This is a genomic window from Echinicola vietnamensis DSM 17526, from assembly GCF_000325705.1.
GTDB classification, from domain to species: Bacteria; Bacteroidota; Bacteroidia; order Cytophagales; family Cyclobacteriaceae; genus Echinicola; species Echinicola vietnamensis.
The window spans coordinates 5,080,203-5,096,423 of record NC_019904.1 but is presented as its reverse complement, the minus strand read 5'-3'; the positions used below and the strand labels follow the sequence as shown (position 1 = coordinate 5,096,423).

Here is a 16,221-nt window from a genome sequence, read left to right as displayed (position 1 = left end):
AAGTTTGTTCTGATCAGAAAGGCCCGACAGAAAAGGTGCCGGAAGGTTTGGGTAAGTGCAATTTAATGGATGGAGCGTCATCACACCATGGTGGCGAAGTAGCATATAATTGCTGTACCGAGCGGTCTCTACCAATCCCATGGCCCAACGGATCGCAGAGAAAATCCGGCGTGGACCATTATTCCGTTGTGAAAATACTGGCCGTTTATGGTCATGGGCAAGATCATAATGAAACCACTTGAGCAAACAGGGGTGGCTCGAAACGCTAAATTACAAAACCTATCCCCCCATTAATATGGTTTTGCTGAAGGAAGCCATTCAATTTAATGAACCCATTGCGAGAAATCGTCAGGGTTGATGGTGTGGAGGAGGCAAGGGGGCTATTCACCTACCAGACAAATTATTTCACATGACCTACTGATAGATTGGGAAAGACAGGAGGGGATTGAAGTACTATGATGCCGTCCAAATGCACAAAACAGTATAGGGCTAAAATGAGGGAGGGAAGGGTCCCAATACCGGTTGTTCAAGGTCAGGTAGGAAAACTATCGCAGATAAAGAGCAGTAGGCCTGCAAATGGCTGTAAGGAAAACCAAGGAAGGATTTAAGGTTGAACTGGAATTTCTAAAGTGGTCCTAACCTACATTCCCTTAGAACAGCCGTCCGGAGACCTACTGGTTGTGGAATGCCATGTCCTGAGGGAACGTCATAAACCTTTTCCGGATCCATATTCGATCAGCTATACCCGATCCCATTACTCAGTTCCGGGATCCATTAAATAACATTTGTACTTGCCATAATGAGTTACCCGGGTGCCCACTTGTATTCATGGATTTGAAAGCTGTCATACGCCTGGCCATTGACCAAAAAAAACAGGGGTCATGGTTGGTTAGTAAGCACGGTCCACTAGTGGATTCCGGTAATGGAAAACATATCGTTTGCATCCGGAACGAGTTGCCGGATGTTTTAACAGGAGGGGTGCCAAATTATATTTGTTTGAACTGAGTTTTTTACGGTGTTTATGAACAATAAATAACGCTGTATGTTTGGTTTATTTTGTTTTTTGTATATATTGAATTGTGGTTAAAAAAAGTATATTTTGTTAATAATGGGTTTGAAAAATTATTTTAAAAATATCTTTTATTATATAAAAGCCCTATGCAACGGCCATTCTATAACGTAGTATTTGGCCGCCTGGACCAAGAACGGGGGAGATAACAAGCTTGACAGGATAGGTCCCCAAATGTAATTTTATGGATCACGAGCAAATGACCACAAAATTGTTCTGGTACAATCCTTACGGAGCAAAGTAGACAACAATACAATGGATTATGTAGGCGCTTGGCATGAGCAAAAGTGCCTTCCTGCTTTCGTTACAAATTGTGAGGTGATGGAACCGACCAAGTCCTGTAGCCATCGGGCGAATGGATTTTTGTGCCCAAATGGAAATTGCATCCCCTGTGGGTTAATTACTGGAGATGACAAGGACAAAGAAAATGGGTGCCACGTTTGAGGAAAATTAAAGGAAGGGGAGATATGGTTAAAATTAAGGTAACGGGAAGGAACCCGAAATTTGTAGATAATATTTGCGAGATCCTTGGTCTTTTCGGATATCAGGCCGAAGCGGTCGATATGGGAACTGATGTCCAGGAAGTCTGTTGGGACTCTGTGAAGTTGGTAGTATTTGATGTATCCAACGGATGCCACACTTCAGGGGACATGGCCTTGATCAGGTATTTATGTTCCTTTGGTATACCAGTTCTCGTGCTTGGATATCCCGATGATTTGGGATACTATATGCATGGCCTTGACAATTGGCCAAAAGTCCATTACCTTAAAAAAATGTCCTCTGCAATGGCCTTTGAAAAAAGGTTGGTCCAACTGGTAGGTTCTCCTTCCGCTAACTGAGCTAATCCGGACCCGGAATAATACCGGTTCCACAATCCCGCAATACAACTATGGAACAAAAAACAATGGATGATGACATTTTTGAAGTGTCCCCAATTCCCATGTGGGTATATGACCCTTCCACCCTTCGTTTTTTGGCCGTGAACATGGAAGCCGTTGTGCAATATGGCTATACCAAAGAAGAATTCATGGAGATGACCATAGCCGAGATCTTCCCCTCCAGTGGAGCGGCGATGATGCACACCAGGGAAAAAAAACAAGGCCCCGAAGCCGGTGACAGAACAGTTCGTGTGGACCTGCACCTGGAAAAGGGCGGGAGACTGAGGAAGGTCAAGGCAAAGGGAAGCAAAATTAGGTTCAAGGGAAAGGATGCCGAATTGGTGATCGCCGTGGATATCACCCATCATGAAGGCCTTGGGGAAAGGGTGACCGGGCAAAGGGAAGGTCTAGAATTTCTGGAAGGGATTAACAGGCAATTGATAAAGGCATCATGTGCCGATGAGGCGGTCACATCCGTATTTTCGATGTTATGGGAGCCATGGGGGCTAGAAAAAGGATACTTTCTCGAGGTTTCGGATGAGGCGGTTGGCACCGGCCCAACATGGACGGTAAAGACTTATGATTTTCCTACCAGGGCCCTGTCCCCAGGATTAGGGACAGCCCCCTTCAAGTTGGAGCATTGTGTCGGACCAGGCGCTTATGGACCGGGACATCCATACAGGAAAGAGCTCGACCAGGTCCTTCCCGAAGTTACCATGGACGGTCTGATGATGGTTGTTCCCATATTATCCGAAGGAAACCGTTCAGGTTATCTGGTTTTATTGGGGAAAAGGCACCCATATGGAAAGTTACTAGACCTGTTGCTTTCCAACATCGGTAGTTCACTGTCAGGTTTGGTGGAAAAATTCCGGTCCCTTGGCGTATGGCACTTACACGAAAGGAAGTTCAAGGCCCTGGTGGAAAGAAGCAGCGAACTGATCGCCATCCTCAACAGTGAAGGAAGAATAGATTATTTCAGTCCTTCCTGTGCCAACCTCCTTGGGCAAAATCCGGGGGAATTCATCGGGACCTTTTTCCTGGAGCATGTCCATAAATCCCATAGGGAAATGGTTTCGGAGAAGCTTAAAAAGGTGAGAAAAAAGGGCCGGGTGAAACTGAAGGCTTTCAGGGCATTCGAGCAGGAAGACAGGCCACGGTGGCTTGAAATGAACCTGTCTGATATGCACGGAGTTGCCGGAGTTGGAGGCACCGTCCTAAACATGGTGGAAATTACCGAACTGAAGGTCGAACAGGAAAATGCAAAAATGATCAACGAGCGCTATCGGTTGGCAGCATTGGCCTCGAAGGACCATATTTATGATATGGACATGAAAACGGGGATGGTTACCAGGATGGGCCGCGCCCTTGAGAGTCTTTTTGGTGATGATGATCCCTACCGTACCCAATACCCATACGGGTTTTGGAAGGACAGGATCCATCCCGCAGACAGGGAGAAGGTCCTATGGTTGGTGGATGGATTTATCAGTTCTCCATACAAGGAGAACCTCTCGTTATCCTATCGTTTCCGTCGGGCCGATGGAAGTTATGCCCACGTGCTGGATTTTTGCAGTGCAATCCGGGATCAAAAAGGAAAGGTTTTGAGGATCGTGGGAAGCCTTCGGGATATCTCCAGGGCCATACATCATGAAGAAATGAAAGACCTAATGTTCAGGGTATCCTATGCCATGGGACAACCGGGGAAGTTGGATGCCTCCATGAAAAGGGGGCTTGTGGAACTGTTGATCCATACCGGGGGCGAATTGGGGGAGGTATGGCTCAGGTCCAAGGACGGCAGTAGGTTGTACCTTAATACAACCGCCCGTAGGAAATCTAGGACACAACCTTTCAATGCAAAGAAAGGTACCTTGAACCAGGTTAGAAAGGGAGAAGGCCTTCCAGGGCACGTTTGGAAATTCTCTTCGGTCCAGATTTGGGAAGGACTGGCCAACAACCCGTTGTTTTTGAGATCCGGAGATGCACGTGAAGCTGGGCTCGATTCCGGAATGGGCATTCCCATTGTTCATGGCACGGAGGTAATAGGGGTTTTCCTCGTGTTTACCTCTGGCACGGCCCACGCTTTCCATCATCACGAAAAGTACTTACAGGAGATTGGCCTGCAAGTTGGGGCAACGGTCAAGAACAAGCTCATGGAAGCAGAGTTGCTCCAGTTTATGGGGATTTCCAGCAACCTTTTGGCCATAGTTGATCCAGACGGTAAAGTCATTCGTTGCAACGCGGCCTTCGCTAGGGTCCTGGGAAAGGAAAGGAGGGATGTCGTGGGAAAGGGACTTGACAGTTTTGCAGTGGGGGAAGATTCGGAAAGGTTACTTTCCTTCCTTGATCCCTTGGACAGGTCCGACTTTTTGGTAGTGGCCATGAAAAACCGTGCCGGGGATCAAAAATGGGTGGCGTGGAAAAAAAACTTCAGCAAAGGAGAGCAGGTTTTCTATTGCATGGGCCAAGATATATCCGAAAGCAAAAAGGCCCAATACAAACTCAAAAATGCCTATCGCAGGTTGGATAGTGCCCAGCGCATTGCAAAACTGGGGTATTGGAGCAGGAATTGGGATGAAACGAATTCGGAATGGTCGGAACAGACCTATCGGATTTTTGGAGTGGACCCCAGGGAGTTTGAGCCCACCTATGAAAAGGTCTTGGAGAGGTTCCATCCACACGACCGACATTTGATGGAAAACGTTCCGTTGGATAGGTTGAAAAATTCAGGTCCGGTTAAATTTGTCCACCGTATCCTTAAGGGATGCGGAACTACCCGCTGGGTTGCCCAGACAGTAAACCTGGTGTTGGACGATGAGGGAAACCCGACGATGATAGAGGGAGTGGTGCAGGACATTACCGAACAAAGGGAATCGGAGGATAAGATAAAGCTTAACAATGAGCGTTTTAGCCTGGCCATGAAAGCTACCCGGGAAATGATATGGGACATTGACCATGAATCAGGATCAATCCTCCGGAGCGGGGCCTTGACCCATTTGGTAGCGTACAGGGAAAAGGAAAGGTTTTCAATAAACAATTCTTGGCTGACGAATGTCGTTGCAGGCGATGCAGTCTGGAAAAGTTATATGTTGGTATGTGGAAACAGGGATAAGCATTATTGGCAAATGGAGTACAGAGTCAGGAACAAGAAAGGCGAGCTCCTTTACGTGAAGGACAGGTGTTATATCATCCGTGACAAAGAAGGAAGGCCTACACGCGCGGTGGGTGCCATAGAAGATGTTTCGGAAACCAGAAAACATATGGACATCATTGCTGAACAGAACAGGAAACTCCGGGAAATAGCCTGGAAACAATCCCATCTTGTAAGGGCCCCACTCAGCAATATAATGCTGTTGACCAGTCTGTTGCAGGCTGGGTGTCCAGTGGACAGGGAAATACTGTCGAATTTATCCATTGCCGCAGGCAATCTCGATGCTATTGTACACCAGATCAACCAAGAAGTCCAGGCCGTAGAAAAATACCTGTCCGAAACATTTTACAAGAATTAGGAAAGTATGGGAGGTGCCATGAATCCCGTATAGTGGTGATTTTTTTGCATTCGTGCCAAGCCGCAAAGGTTCAATGGCCCACCAAAGGGCCATCCATAGTAAATGGCTGATAGATGTTAAGGAAGCGATTCCTACGTTTGCCCGACAAAAAGGCTTTGTTGACGATAAAATGACATAAAACGTAAACGGTACGGTTATTACTGTGTATGTACGGCCTCGTGCAGATATGTCAGACCTTTGGTGCGGAGCAATTGAAATGGAGGACCGATTCTTCTAAGGACGGAAATTCCTTGCCTTCTTTGACCAGTGCCTTCCTGGAAAATCTTATTTCCAGCGAAAGGCCCAAAGGTTTTTCCATTCCGTGATATTAGCGGAATGGTTCAATTGATGGCCGTTGAAAGGGAGTGGGGTTACGGTAGGTTTTCAGGATTTGCTCCACCGGTCTTCTGCCCTGCTGGAGCACCGAGGTAGACCAAAGCATGAAGCAATTAGGGGAGAGGCTACCATTAAGGTAACTTTTCACGTCCACTTCTTTCCTTTCATTGCTTAATAATAATTAACTTATGGCGAACTCTATTTTCGGCAGGATAGGTCTTGGCCATTATGTCCCGATACAGGACCGTGCACATCTTTCAATACTTTGAAGCTGTTTGAGCTACCGGCCTTTCATGATTAGATTTATCCAGGCTTATAAAAAACTAGCCAGTACCTATTTCAATTCCTTAACGGTCAATATTTTTCCATGCAGCATACCTCCATGATGCCCCCAGGGGAGAAGTTTAAAAATAAACCCGTCCATACAACAGATCTTAACTTATAAATACTTTGTTATAATGGAAACAAGCCTTTTATAATGGGGGATTTTTTGGAATGGTATCATTTGAGGTAATATCAAGTAATCATGCAACTTACTTTTAGGTTGAATGGGCATGTCCACCCAATGAACAATATGGAAGGTGAAAGGTAGGCAAAACGACATCGAATTCAGAATGGTAAAAAGGGGGGCTGAAATAATTTCGAGCGGCTCCCAAAAATAGTTTGGTAATAGGATTGGCGTGCCCAAATATTGAGAAAAATAGGTTTGGCCGGTATAATCCCATCAATTCATCTATCAAGTGGTCAGGAGTCAATTAGAATCCGGAAAAGTTCATCGATGCTTTTATGATGGACATCATTTAATTGGAATTGATGGAAAATCCTTTCATGCGTATCCTCTATCACAAATCGTGATTCGATATCAACATGATTGTACAATACCAAATACCCTACCTGGATAATTGGGGATATGTTACCAGGTCTTGAAGGTGTTTCTCCTAAATATTGGATATGGACAAATTCTTTTTTGTTGAAATCAGTAATCATGGTGTGGCAGGGATATAGAAAGACAAGTTGATATGATCCTTTTTGAAATTGCAACCAGAAAGACATCAGCCTGTCTTCTTTGGTATTCATTTTAAGGGACCGTATAGTTGGGTTTCGAGTTTTTATGGTCAGATCAACCCATGCTTTTGCGAGAATGCGAGCAGTTCCAGGATGGTCTTGCTCCCTGTCTTTTTCATCATTTTCCTTCTGTGAGAAACAATGGTGTGCCGGCTTAGATGAACCAACTCTGCTGTCCTGTCGATTGAAAAACCCTGGGTAAACAGCTGTAATATTTCAAGTTCCCTTGGGGCCAATGGTATTTTTTTTATCCTTTCATAGGAAGCAAGGATCTCCTGTATTTCCGGGCAAATATAAAATCGACCCTTTTCAAGATTTTTTAGACATTTTATCAATAGTGTCCTAAATAAAAAATGAGAGGTTCTGTTTTTTGCCCAAAAAAGTTATTTTGGGTTTGCACCAAAAAACACGAACCTCTCATGTTTAATATTACATAGTTTTCACAGATTATTAAAAAGATAGACCGATCAATTTTCAAGAAATTGGCCAAGGAAAAGCAAACCGGTAAGGGCTGCAAGGGATTTGACCGCTGGACGCATCTTGTCTCGATGTTGTTCTGCCATTTTGCCAAGAGCACCTCGGTAAGGGACATTTCCAACGGACTCCGGTCTGCTACCGGGAACCTTAACCATCTTGGTATTGCCAAAGCCCCCTCCAAATCAAGTATCAGCTATCAGAACAAACGAAGGGATTCGGACTTGTTCAGGGACCTTTACTATTCCCTACTGGGAAGTTTGGGACAGCAGGCAGCTGTCAGGAGGTCCAAACTCAGGATCAAGGTCTCCGTTTACCTGCTCGATGGCACGGTGATCAGCCTTTGTCTTTCGGTGTTTGACTGGGCTACTTTTCGTACCAAAAAGGGAGCTGTAAAGATGCACACCCTACTGGAATATGACGGGAAACTCCCTGTTTACGTGAACATTACCGAGGGGAGTTTAGGGGATAATAAAGAAGCTTACGACATTCCATTGGAAAAGGGCTCGGTGATCGTCGCCGACCGGTATTACAATGACTTCCCCATACTCAACGTCTGGGACCAGCAAAGGGGTGTTCTTCGTGATCAGGCACAAGGGAAACCTTGCCATCAGTACCGTCGAAGAACTGGAGCTTCCCGAAACAACCGCCCAACATGTGCTCAAGGACGAAGAAATCGAACTGACCAACCCACAATCCAAAACCAAGTATAAGGGAAGGTTCAGAAGAGTGGCCGTGTGGGATGAGGAAAACCGGCAGACCATTGAACTGATCACCAACAACTTTGCCTGGGCGGCCCAGCCCATTGGGGACCTCTACAAATCAAGATGGGAGATTGAGGTGTTTTTTCGGGACATCAAGCAGCTATTGCATATCAAAACCTTTATCGGAACCTCTAAAAATGCAGTAATGATCCAGATATGGACGGCTTTGATCACCATCCTGCTGATCAAAGTCATGAAGGCAACAACTAAATTCGGCTGGCACCTGTCCAATCTGATGGCCTTTATCCGGCTCAATATATTCCTGAAAATCGAACTGCAAAAATGGCTTGATAGCCCATTTACGGAACCCGAAAAACCACCCCTGAAAATAGTACAGGGGGATCTGTTTGCTCAAACTCCTTAATATGTCCCCAATTTGATTTCAAATACAGACCAAAGAGTAAATCAAAAATTATTTAGGACAGCATTGTACTGATTATAACAAAGGAATCATTTTAGTTTATATTGTATATTGACCGGATGGTACAATAAGGCAATGGCATCCACCACGGGTTGGTTTTTCTTACCTTCATAAAGTAGGGTATGGTTTGACCATTAATCATTCCACAAAGTTAGCTTTCGGGCGGCAGGGCGGCCATGAGCTTACGGCATAAACACCACTCTTCCCACCGTACCTTCCTTTATTCCGTTGCCACTTGGCCTTGTTTGCCCGTAAGCGGAAGGGCTTCCATAATTAATTTTCAACCTTAAACATGAAATGTTATGGATACCAACAACACCGTTCTCAGCCACGTAGCCGAAATTACCCTAAGCTACCGCCCCAACTCCAAGATGTCAGACAAGCCACAGGTCGTTTCCTCCCAAGGTGCCGCCAAAGTGCTCAGGGCAAACTGGGACGCATCCAAACTGGAATTCATCGAAGAGTTCAAGGTAATCCTGCTCAACAGGGCAAACCGGGTACTGGGCATTGTCAACGCCTCTTCCGGTGGAACCTGCGGTACCGTAGTGGACCTGAAAGTGATCTTTGCAGCGGCCATGAAGGCGTCTGCTTCATGCATGATCCTTGCCCACAATCACCCCAGTGGTACCCTCCGGCCCAGCGAACAGGATACCCAGCTGACCGAGAGGATGGCCAAGGCCGGAAAACTGTTGGATCTGCCGGTAATGGACCATATCATATTGACCGCAGAGGGTTACTATTCATTTGCCGACATGGGAGGGCTTTAGGCCCTCTTCACTATGCTATCCAAGAGCCGAACAAGGGAAACAGGTACACTTTTGGTGATGAGGTTTGTTTGCGTTACAATAATTTTACCCTGCGCCAGTAAGGAATTAAAAGGTTGTCAACTACAGTCCGCAGTGGGAGCACTTTACCTTTATTGCCCAGCTTACCGGTTCGACCCAAAGCATATTCTTTGCTTGTAAAGCAAGGAGTCCATGGGCCGGAAAATTCCTAAGCGGGAGAACCGATAACAGGTGGCCACCAACGGGAACCTTTTCATTTCAGGATTTTTTAGTTGGTACCCCAGGCGATGTTGCAGTTTGGCAGGATATCTTTATATTTACCTACTAAATCGATAAACCTATGAATAAACCTGTCCTCTTTTTATGCCTGGTATGGCTGTGTGCCTGCGGAGGGAAAACAACTGAAGAAGTCATTGAGCCACCCGTGTCCATCCAAAATCCCATCATACGGGGAGAATTTCCCGACCCTTCGGTAATTCGGGTGGACGGCACCTATTACGCCTGTGGTACCTCCAACGATTGGGCACCGATCTATCCCATTTATTCCTCTACCGACCTGGAAAACTGGCAATTTGAAAGCTACGTGTTCATGGAGGCACCGGATTGGACCATGGGCAGCTTCTGGGCTCCCGAGCTGTTTTACCGGGACGGTAAGTTCTTTTGCTATTATACCGCGCGGCGGAAGGATGGCGTTTCCTGTATCGGCGTGGCCAGTACCACTGATATCGGTAAGGGCTTTACCGACCATGGAGAGCTGATCGAATGGGGCTCGGAAAGCATCGATGCCTATGTCTTTGACCAAAATGGGCAGTTGTACATTACCTGGAAGGCTTATGGCCTTGATCCTGAGCGGCCTATCCAGTTGCTGGGGGCAAAGCTTTCTGCCGATGGCCTCCAGCTGGAAGGGGATGCCTTTACGGTCGTGACCGCAGAGACGGACACTTGGGAGCGTGGCGGAATAGAAGGGCAATCCATCGTGCAGCAGGGGGAGTACCTGTACCTGCTGTATTCCGGAGCGGCCTGCTGTGGGGGCGGCTGTGACTACAAGGTCGGCGTGGCCAGGGCCAAGCAGATGGAAGGGCCTTGGGAAAAATACACCGGAAATCCCATCCTGACCGATTTTGGCGATTGGAAATGCCCCGGACATGGTACGCCAGTATCCACGGGACAGGACGAATGGTATTACCTCTACCATGCCTATGCCACCGAAGGATTTCCCTATATGGGCAGGTCAGCACTGCTCAGCCCTTTTTATTGGGACGAAAAGTCCGGTTGGCCCTACTTTAAGACCGTGGACCTGATGGCGGACAGTACCGGTGGTGTGGCCCCACTTTCCATTGACGATAACTTTGATGGGGACCAGCTCGAGGGTTGGTGGCGCTGGGACCTGGCCAGCAACCAACCCTCCACAAGAGTGGACGATGGACAGATGCAGTTGTCGGGCAGCCTGAAGCAAGAGGCCTGGGCCACGGCACTTTGTGTGGTGCCTGAAAAGCCGGCCTATCAAGTGGTGGCGGAATTGCCCAACGAGGGCGATCACCTCAAAGGGCTGATGCTGTACGGTACCCATGCCAATATGCTGGGCATAGGTCTGAAGGAGGGGCGTTTGCAGGTGTTTGAATTAAGAAATGGAGAATACAGCCCGCTGGGAGAGGCGGTAGCCGTGGAGACCGAATCGGTAAGCCTCCGTGGGCAAGTAGAACAGGGGCACTTGGTGCGTTTTGCCTACCGAACCAAAGGCGGGGAGTGGAAGGCACTTTCCCCTGCCAAAACAGAAAACAGTCCGCTCAACGGCGCCTTTCTGGAATTCTGGCAATGGGGCGTAAAACCGGGGCTTTTCGTGGAAGGAGATGGTAAAGGCACCTTCAGCCGGTTTGAGTTGGAGTATGACGGATGGTGATTGTTGTCTGATGGTTATTTGATGACGGAGGTTATATTCCTGGTGTATCTTTAGCATTAAACGTACAATCCCGCTATTTTAGCATTATGGAAAATGATCACAAGGACACAAGGTGGGGTCAGGGTTTTGCTAATTTTAAGAAAGCATTTGGGCAATTAGAAAAGTTTGTAAACCATGGTTCATTGAATGAAATGGAAGAACAAGGGTTGATCAAGGCTTTTGAATACACTTATGAATTGGGATGGAAAACACTACAGGACCTATTGGCGCATAAAGGTTATCAGGGGATAACTGGGCCAAAGCCTGTAATTGAACAGTGCTTCTCGGATGGCTATATTGCCGATGGAAAAGGGTGGGCCAGAATACAAAAAAGCAGGAACCTAACTAGCCATACCTATAATGATAAGACGGCCCGAGAAATAGTGATAGGGATAAAATCGGAATATGTTAAACTTCTTCAAGATCTTAACTTAAAACTTGAGGCAGAAAGGTCTGGAAATCAAGGAGCAATATTTGAAGGTGAATAAAGATACCGGCTTGACGGATGCTGAGGTTAATGCCATAAATACGGTGTTCAAAAGACACCCTAAAATAGGTAGTGCTGTTTTATTTGGCTCAAGAGCAAAAGGTAACTATAAAAACGGTTCTGATATTGACATTGCCCTAAAAGGAAAAGGACTGCTCTTAATGGATATACTGGATATCTCGATCGACTTGGAAGATCTGATGTTCCCGTACAAATTCGATATAGTAGCTTATGATAGGATAGATGAAAAAGACTTAATTGAACACATAGACCGGGTAGGCATCAGGTTTTATAAAAGGACCGCTTAACCGATACCCATAAAACCTTTAATCAATCCGAAAAATCGAGGATAATGTGTGGGGTGGTGCTGATGGCACGGAAATTCCGAATTTTATAGAGATTTTCGTTGGTCTCTATTGAAGGAGCCTTCCAAAAGGCGTTCTCCTTGGATTTTTTCAGTCCCACAGGGGGCTTTAAGCAGATATTTGCCCTCCCCCCAAAAAAAAGACCTATACTGGAACCGAAGGCTGAAAGTCATTTATCCAACTTAGCCCAAGGCATGGCCTTGGGGTGTAGACGCCATAATTTCTTCCTTTCAGGTTGAAAGCGGATCAAGCCATATTTCTGGGGGCGATAAATTCCTTTTAGTCCAAATTATAGCATTCATTTGGGGCCTTTGGGAGGTTGTGGCATTTTTATTAATCCGTGGCTTTACCTTTGAGCCAACTGCCAGTCCCAAACTTTTCCGATTGATCAGAAATATGGGATGGGCCAACGTTTATTCCACTCTCTATTATCAGAAAAAATAAAACCGGGTCACCTTTCCCTCATCCCTTTTCAAACAGTTATTAGCGATTGTTGGATTGTAGCAGAAACGGGACGTTTTAGGGAAAGGTGGCCCGGCCAGGCTGTGGTTTATGTATAGTGGTTAGTTGGTTTTGCAGTTATTGCCCCTTGCCGTTGACCATCACCTTGACGGTTTGATAGATGATGAACATATCGGTCTTCAGACTGGGACCAGTGAGGTAAAGCAGGTCGTATTTCATCCGCTCGACCATCTCCTGTACCGTTTCGGCATAGCCATAGTAAACCTGCCCGATGGAGGTAATGCCCGGCTTGATGCCCTGCAGTTTTTTATAGCTCGGCGATACGCTCACGATCTGGTTGATAAAATGCTCCCTTTCCGGACGAGGGCCCACAATGGACATATCTCCTTTCAGCACATTGTAAAATTGGGGGATTTCATCCAAATGGGTCTTGCGCATAAAACTGCCCCATCGGGTCACACGGGGATCATTGCCGCGCGTGAGCTGTGGGCCGTTTTTTTCTGCATCCGTATACATGCTCCTGAATTTATAGATTTCAAAGGGCCTTCCATTTTCGCCGATCCGCTCCTGTTTGTAGAAGATAGGTCCCTTGGACGTCAGCTTGGTCATGGCCATGAGCGCCAAATATACCGGAGCGCCAAGGAGCAGGACCGTGACCGCAAAAAAGATGTCAAAGACCCGCTTGATGACCTTGGTAGTGGTGTCCATCTGCAGGTTCAGGATACCGCTCTGTAAGCGGTCCCGCGTGATCATGTCCGAAAGGGTAAACAAATCAGGAATGGCAGCCGTGGTGGTTACCGCCCTGTTAAAATGTATTTCTTGATTATGGTTAGTCATCTTGTTGGTTGTTTAGTCAGTAAATCAGTAAAATAAACCTGATTCACTTAAGCCAACTTATATGCCAAGGGGGAAATCACCTCTGAAAGGGCCTTAAAATGGTGTTAAGAGCTGATTTTGTGCGGGTTTGCTGGGGAAGGCTTACTCACTGTGTGGAATGCCAAAAATGCTTGTGCATGGATAAAAATTTGTTAAAAGATGTTGGCAACCGTTTGTGCATCAGACCTATTTTATAACCGGTCCATTTGGCGAAAAGGGAAGCAATGGATTTGGGAAGGGCCTTGGGATCATGCTCCAGAACATGGGCGATTTCCGATCGCAGGTATTGCATCCCCCGGCCTTCAGCGCGGCCAAAATGGTCAAAGATCCAGGCGCTGTCCGCATGGAACACCCCGATGTCAAAATAGCGCTTGAATTCCTCTTTGACCGTGTAGTCATGGGAATGGTGGACCTGGGCATTGGCAACATAGGCCATTTCCCAGCCCTTCAGCAGCATTTTGCCCGCCAAATAGGCATCCTCGCCCAAGATAAGGCCCGTGGGAAATCCTCCCGCTTCACAAAAAGCCTCTTTGCGGTAAGCTGCAAAAGAGTTGGAACAGGATATCGTCTTGATGCCGTGGCGGTGCCGGTCTTCAAGGCTGCGGACCTCACTTTTTTTAGGGTAATTAAAAAGCCTGGCGTGGGCTTCAAGGGTGGTGGCCCCATGGTGCGGCAGCTGACGGCCATAGGCCATGCCAAGTTTGGGGTTGTTTTCCAGGGCGGCCACCAACACGGAAAGGGCATATGGCCCCGCAGGAATGGCATCTTGGGTAAGGAAAATGAAAATGTCCGCATCGCCAAACTTTTCCACTGCCATCTGGCGGGTTCCCCCATGGTCAAAGTCCCTTTTGTCAATCGATATTACATCAAAACCATCCAGCAAAGGGTCATCCAAGGTGCCGTCAGTAGATCCCGAGTCGATGATCACCTTGCGGTGCAAAGTAAGGGACTGCTCGGCCAGCTGCTCCAGGGTCTCATGCCATTTTTTGCCTGCATTCAAGGTGGGAATAAAAAGGTTGGTCTTCATGTACGGTAGTGTTAAAGGTTACTGGTGGCGACGTTTACCCCGTCGAGTTCAACGGTTCCCCGAATGATCTTTTCTGCATCCATTTGGGCGGTGCCCTTGCCTTCCATGTAGATCACCGGACGGTCATCCCTGCCGGTATGTTCGTTGCCGGCAAGCAACAGGCCCTGAGGATTTTTGCTCCTGAAGGTAAGGGAATGGTTGCCGGCGTCCATGGCCGTGAGCTTGTTGCCCTTGATCCGGAGGTGTTGCGCACCTTGGTCGATGATGCAGGTGTTTACCGCGCGAATGGTGTTTTCTTCGACAAGGACATCAGCTGCCGTGGCATGGACGATCAGGGCAGGTGCGCGGTTGCTGACGATACGGTTGTTGGCAAGGTGGACCGCATCTGCCCGGACCAGCAGCAAAGCAGGATTTTTGCCTTCGTTGACGATTCGGTTGCCCACCAGCTGGACGCTTCCTTTCAGGTTGACGTTGAGCGAGGCATTGCCCAGCTCGTTCTCATTGACCAAAAGGGAGTCTATCCGGATGCCATTGGGCATGTGAAGGGTGGTCAGCTGGTTGTTTTCCATGCAGATGTAGCGGGCATGTACATTGTTGATAAAGGTGATGTTGGAAAAGGTATTGGACAGCAGGCTCAGGCTATTCAGGGCCCCGACCAATTCCACTTGGTTGTCGGCCTCATTGTCCTTGACCAAAATCTCCCCACAATCTTCCATGTACACGGCAGGGCGGTTGTTTCCCATGGCCTTATTGGCAATGACCGTCACTTGCGAAACGTTCACCAGCGTGGCAATCCCGGAGCCATCGGGGGTCGGTTTTCCTTTCACAAAGCCATTGTCCTTGCTGTCGTTGTGGAGAATGGACGCATGGATGGCCAACGGTTCGCGGGATCCCCGGTTGTTGATGTCCACGGCATCACTGGCGTTGCCATGCAGGATGTTGTTCTCAAAGCGGTAGTTTTTTTCCACTCCGCTCGTACCAAAGGCCACTTGGATGCCGCTCATGCCGTTATGGCTGATGGTAGAGCCCAGCACCCTTACATCGGGGCTGGCATGAATGAATACGCCGTTTTCCCCGTTGTGGGAGATGGTGGCCGCTTGAATGGTGACCTCCTTGCTTTCCAGGATCCGGATGCCGGTGCCGGGCTGGTAACGGTCCGTGTGGCGGCGGTCGGTGCCGAATCCGGCCACCGTGGTGCCTTCAATGGTGATATCGGAGCATTTGTAGAGCAATATTCCGGCAAAGGAGCGCAGCTTGGTGCTGTCCCCGTGCAACTGGGAACGGTAGATGGTCACCCGTTGGCTGCCGCTCAGGTAAATGGCCTCATGCAGCGCTTGGGCATTCAGCGAGAGGGAAAGGTCCGAGATGTCCTTGCCCCGAAACAGTGGCGCCGAGGAATTCTGGCGCTCTTTGGTGAATTCCTCCGTGCGGTCCAAATGCTGCTTCAAGGTGCCGTCGGCCTTGATGTGCACCCCGGAGCGTAAGCCCAAGGTGCTTACCTTGTAGGTGCCCTTCGGAATCCATACGGTGTCCCCGGGATGGGCCATGCGGATGGTCGCCTGAATGGCCTCGGTATCATCGGTCTGGCCATCGCCCTTGGCATGGTGGTCCCGTACGTTCCAGGTTTTCACCAGGTCCCGTGTGTCCATGTCCAAAGCAAGTGCAGCAGGACTTCCCACGGCCAAGAGCCATCCGATCAACAGGTAATAGGTCATTATTGCTTTTGCCATC

At 47.8% G+C, this 16,221-nt stretch carries 13 protein-coding genes; 8 read left to right on the top strand and 5 right to left on the bottom strand.

The window, feature by feature from the left end; genetic code table 11:
- Window positions 1-1,536 precede the first annotated feature (1,536 nt).
- Window positions 1,537-1,908 carry a hypothetical protein gene (locus ECHVI_RS20675; protein ID WP_015267974.1) on the top strand — a complete coding sequence of 124 codons (372 nt, stop codon included), beginning with the start codon at window positions 1,537-1,539 and terminating at the stop codon, window positions 1,906-1,908.
- A 50-nt stretch (window positions 1,909-1,958) separates the two neighbouring features.
- Window positions 1,959-5,450 carry a PAS domain S-box protein gene (locus ECHVI_RS20670; RefSeq protein ID WP_083891997.1) on the top strand — a complete coding sequence of 1,164 codons (3,492 nt, stop codon included), beginning with the start codon at window positions 1,959-1,961 and terminating at the stop codon, window positions 5,448-5,450.
- A 1,119-nt stretch (window positions 5,451-6,569) separates the two neighbouring features.
- Here the strand turns inward: ECHVI_RS20670 and ECHVI_RS20665 are convergent.
- Window positions 6,570-6,902, bottom strand: coding sequence for a hypothetical protein (locus tag ECHVI_RS20665; protein ID WP_015267972.1), 333 nt, complete (start codon window positions 6,900-6,902; stop codon window positions 6,570-6,572).
- Window positions 6,903-6,940: 38 nt separating this feature from the next.
- A complete protein-coding gene (locus tag ECHVI_RS24330) occupies window positions 6,941-7,126 on the bottom strand; it encodes a response regulator transcription factor (protein ID WP_157501551.1) in 186 nt (61 codons plus the stop codon).
- A 246-nt stretch (window positions 7,127-7,372) separates the two neighbouring features.
- Between ECHVI_RS24330 and ECHVI_RS24170 the strand changes: the two genes are divergently transcribed.
- From ECHVI_RS24170 to ECHVI_RS20635, 6 genes are all read left to right on the top strand, one after another.
- Window positions 7,373-8,077 carry an IS4 family transposase gene (locus ECHVI_RS24170; protein WP_245553386.1) on the top strand — a complete coding sequence of 235 codons (705 nt, stop codon included), beginning with the start codon at window positions 7,373-7,375 and terminating at the stop codon, window positions 8,075-8,077.
- On the top strand, window positions 7,974-8,492 hold the full coding sequence (locus ECHVI_RS24165; RefSeq protein ID WP_245553531.1) for a transposase: 519 nt from the start codon (window positions 7,974-7,976) through the stop codon (window positions 8,490-8,492). The genes ECHVI_RS24170 and ECHVI_RS24165 overlap by 104 nt, the downstream gene beginning before the upstream one ends.
- Window positions 8,493-8,851: 359 nt before the next feature.
- Complete coding sequence (locus ECHVI_RS20650; RefSeq protein WP_015267971.1) at window positions 8,852-9,316, top strand: JAB domain-containing protein; 465 nt, start codon at window positions 8,852-8,854, stop codon at window positions 9,314-9,316.
- 358 nt (window positions 9,317-9,674) lie between these two features.
- On the top strand, window positions 9,675-11,234 hold the full coding sequence (locus ECHVI_RS20645; RefSeq protein ID WP_015267970.1) for a family 43 glycosylhydrolase: 1,560 nt from the start codon (window positions 9,675-9,677) through the stop codon (window positions 11,232-11,234).
- A gap of 86 nt (window positions 11,235-11,320) precedes the next feature.
- The gene (locus ECHVI_RS20640) at window positions 11,321-11,761 is read left to right on the top strand and encodes a nucleotidyltransferase substrate binding protein (protein WP_015267969.1); all 441 of its coding nucleotides are present in this window, start codon (window positions 11,321-11,323) and stop codon (window positions 11,759-11,761) included.
- Window positions 11,754-12,068, top strand: a complete 315-nt coding sequence (locus ECHVI_RS20635; RefSeq protein ID WP_041739018.1) for a nucleotidyltransferase domain-containing protein — start codon at window positions 11,754-11,756, stop codon at window positions 12,066-12,068. The genes ECHVI_RS20640 and ECHVI_RS20635 overlap by 8 nt, the downstream gene beginning before the upstream one ends.
- 636 nt (window positions 12,069-12,704) lie before the next feature.
- Here ECHVI_RS20635 and ECHVI_RS20630 read toward each other — a convergent pair.
- The 3 genes from ECHVI_RS20630 to ECHVI_RS20620 form a co-directional block, all read right to left on the bottom strand.
- Window positions 12,705-13,424, bottom strand: a complete 720-nt coding sequence (locus ECHVI_RS20630) for a sugar transferase (protein WP_015267967.1) — start codon at window positions 13,422-13,424, stop codon at window positions 12,705-12,707.
- Between the two features lie 145 nt (window positions 13,425-13,569).
- Window positions 13,570-14,490: a glycosyltransferase family 2 protein gene (locus ECHVI_RS20625; protein ID WP_015267966.1), complete on the bottom strand. Its 921-nt coding sequence runs from the start codon at window positions 14,488-14,490 to the stop codon at window positions 13,570-13,572.
- An 11-nt stretch (window positions 14,491-14,501) separates the two neighbouring features.
- Window positions 14,502-16,220 (bottom strand): right-handed parallel beta-helix repeat-containing protein, encoded by a 1,719-nt coding sequence (locus ECHVI_RS20620; protein WP_245553385.1) that lies wholly within the window; start codon window positions 16,218-16,220, stop codon window positions 14,502-14,504.
- Between the last annotated feature and the right edge of the window lies 1 nt (window position 16,221).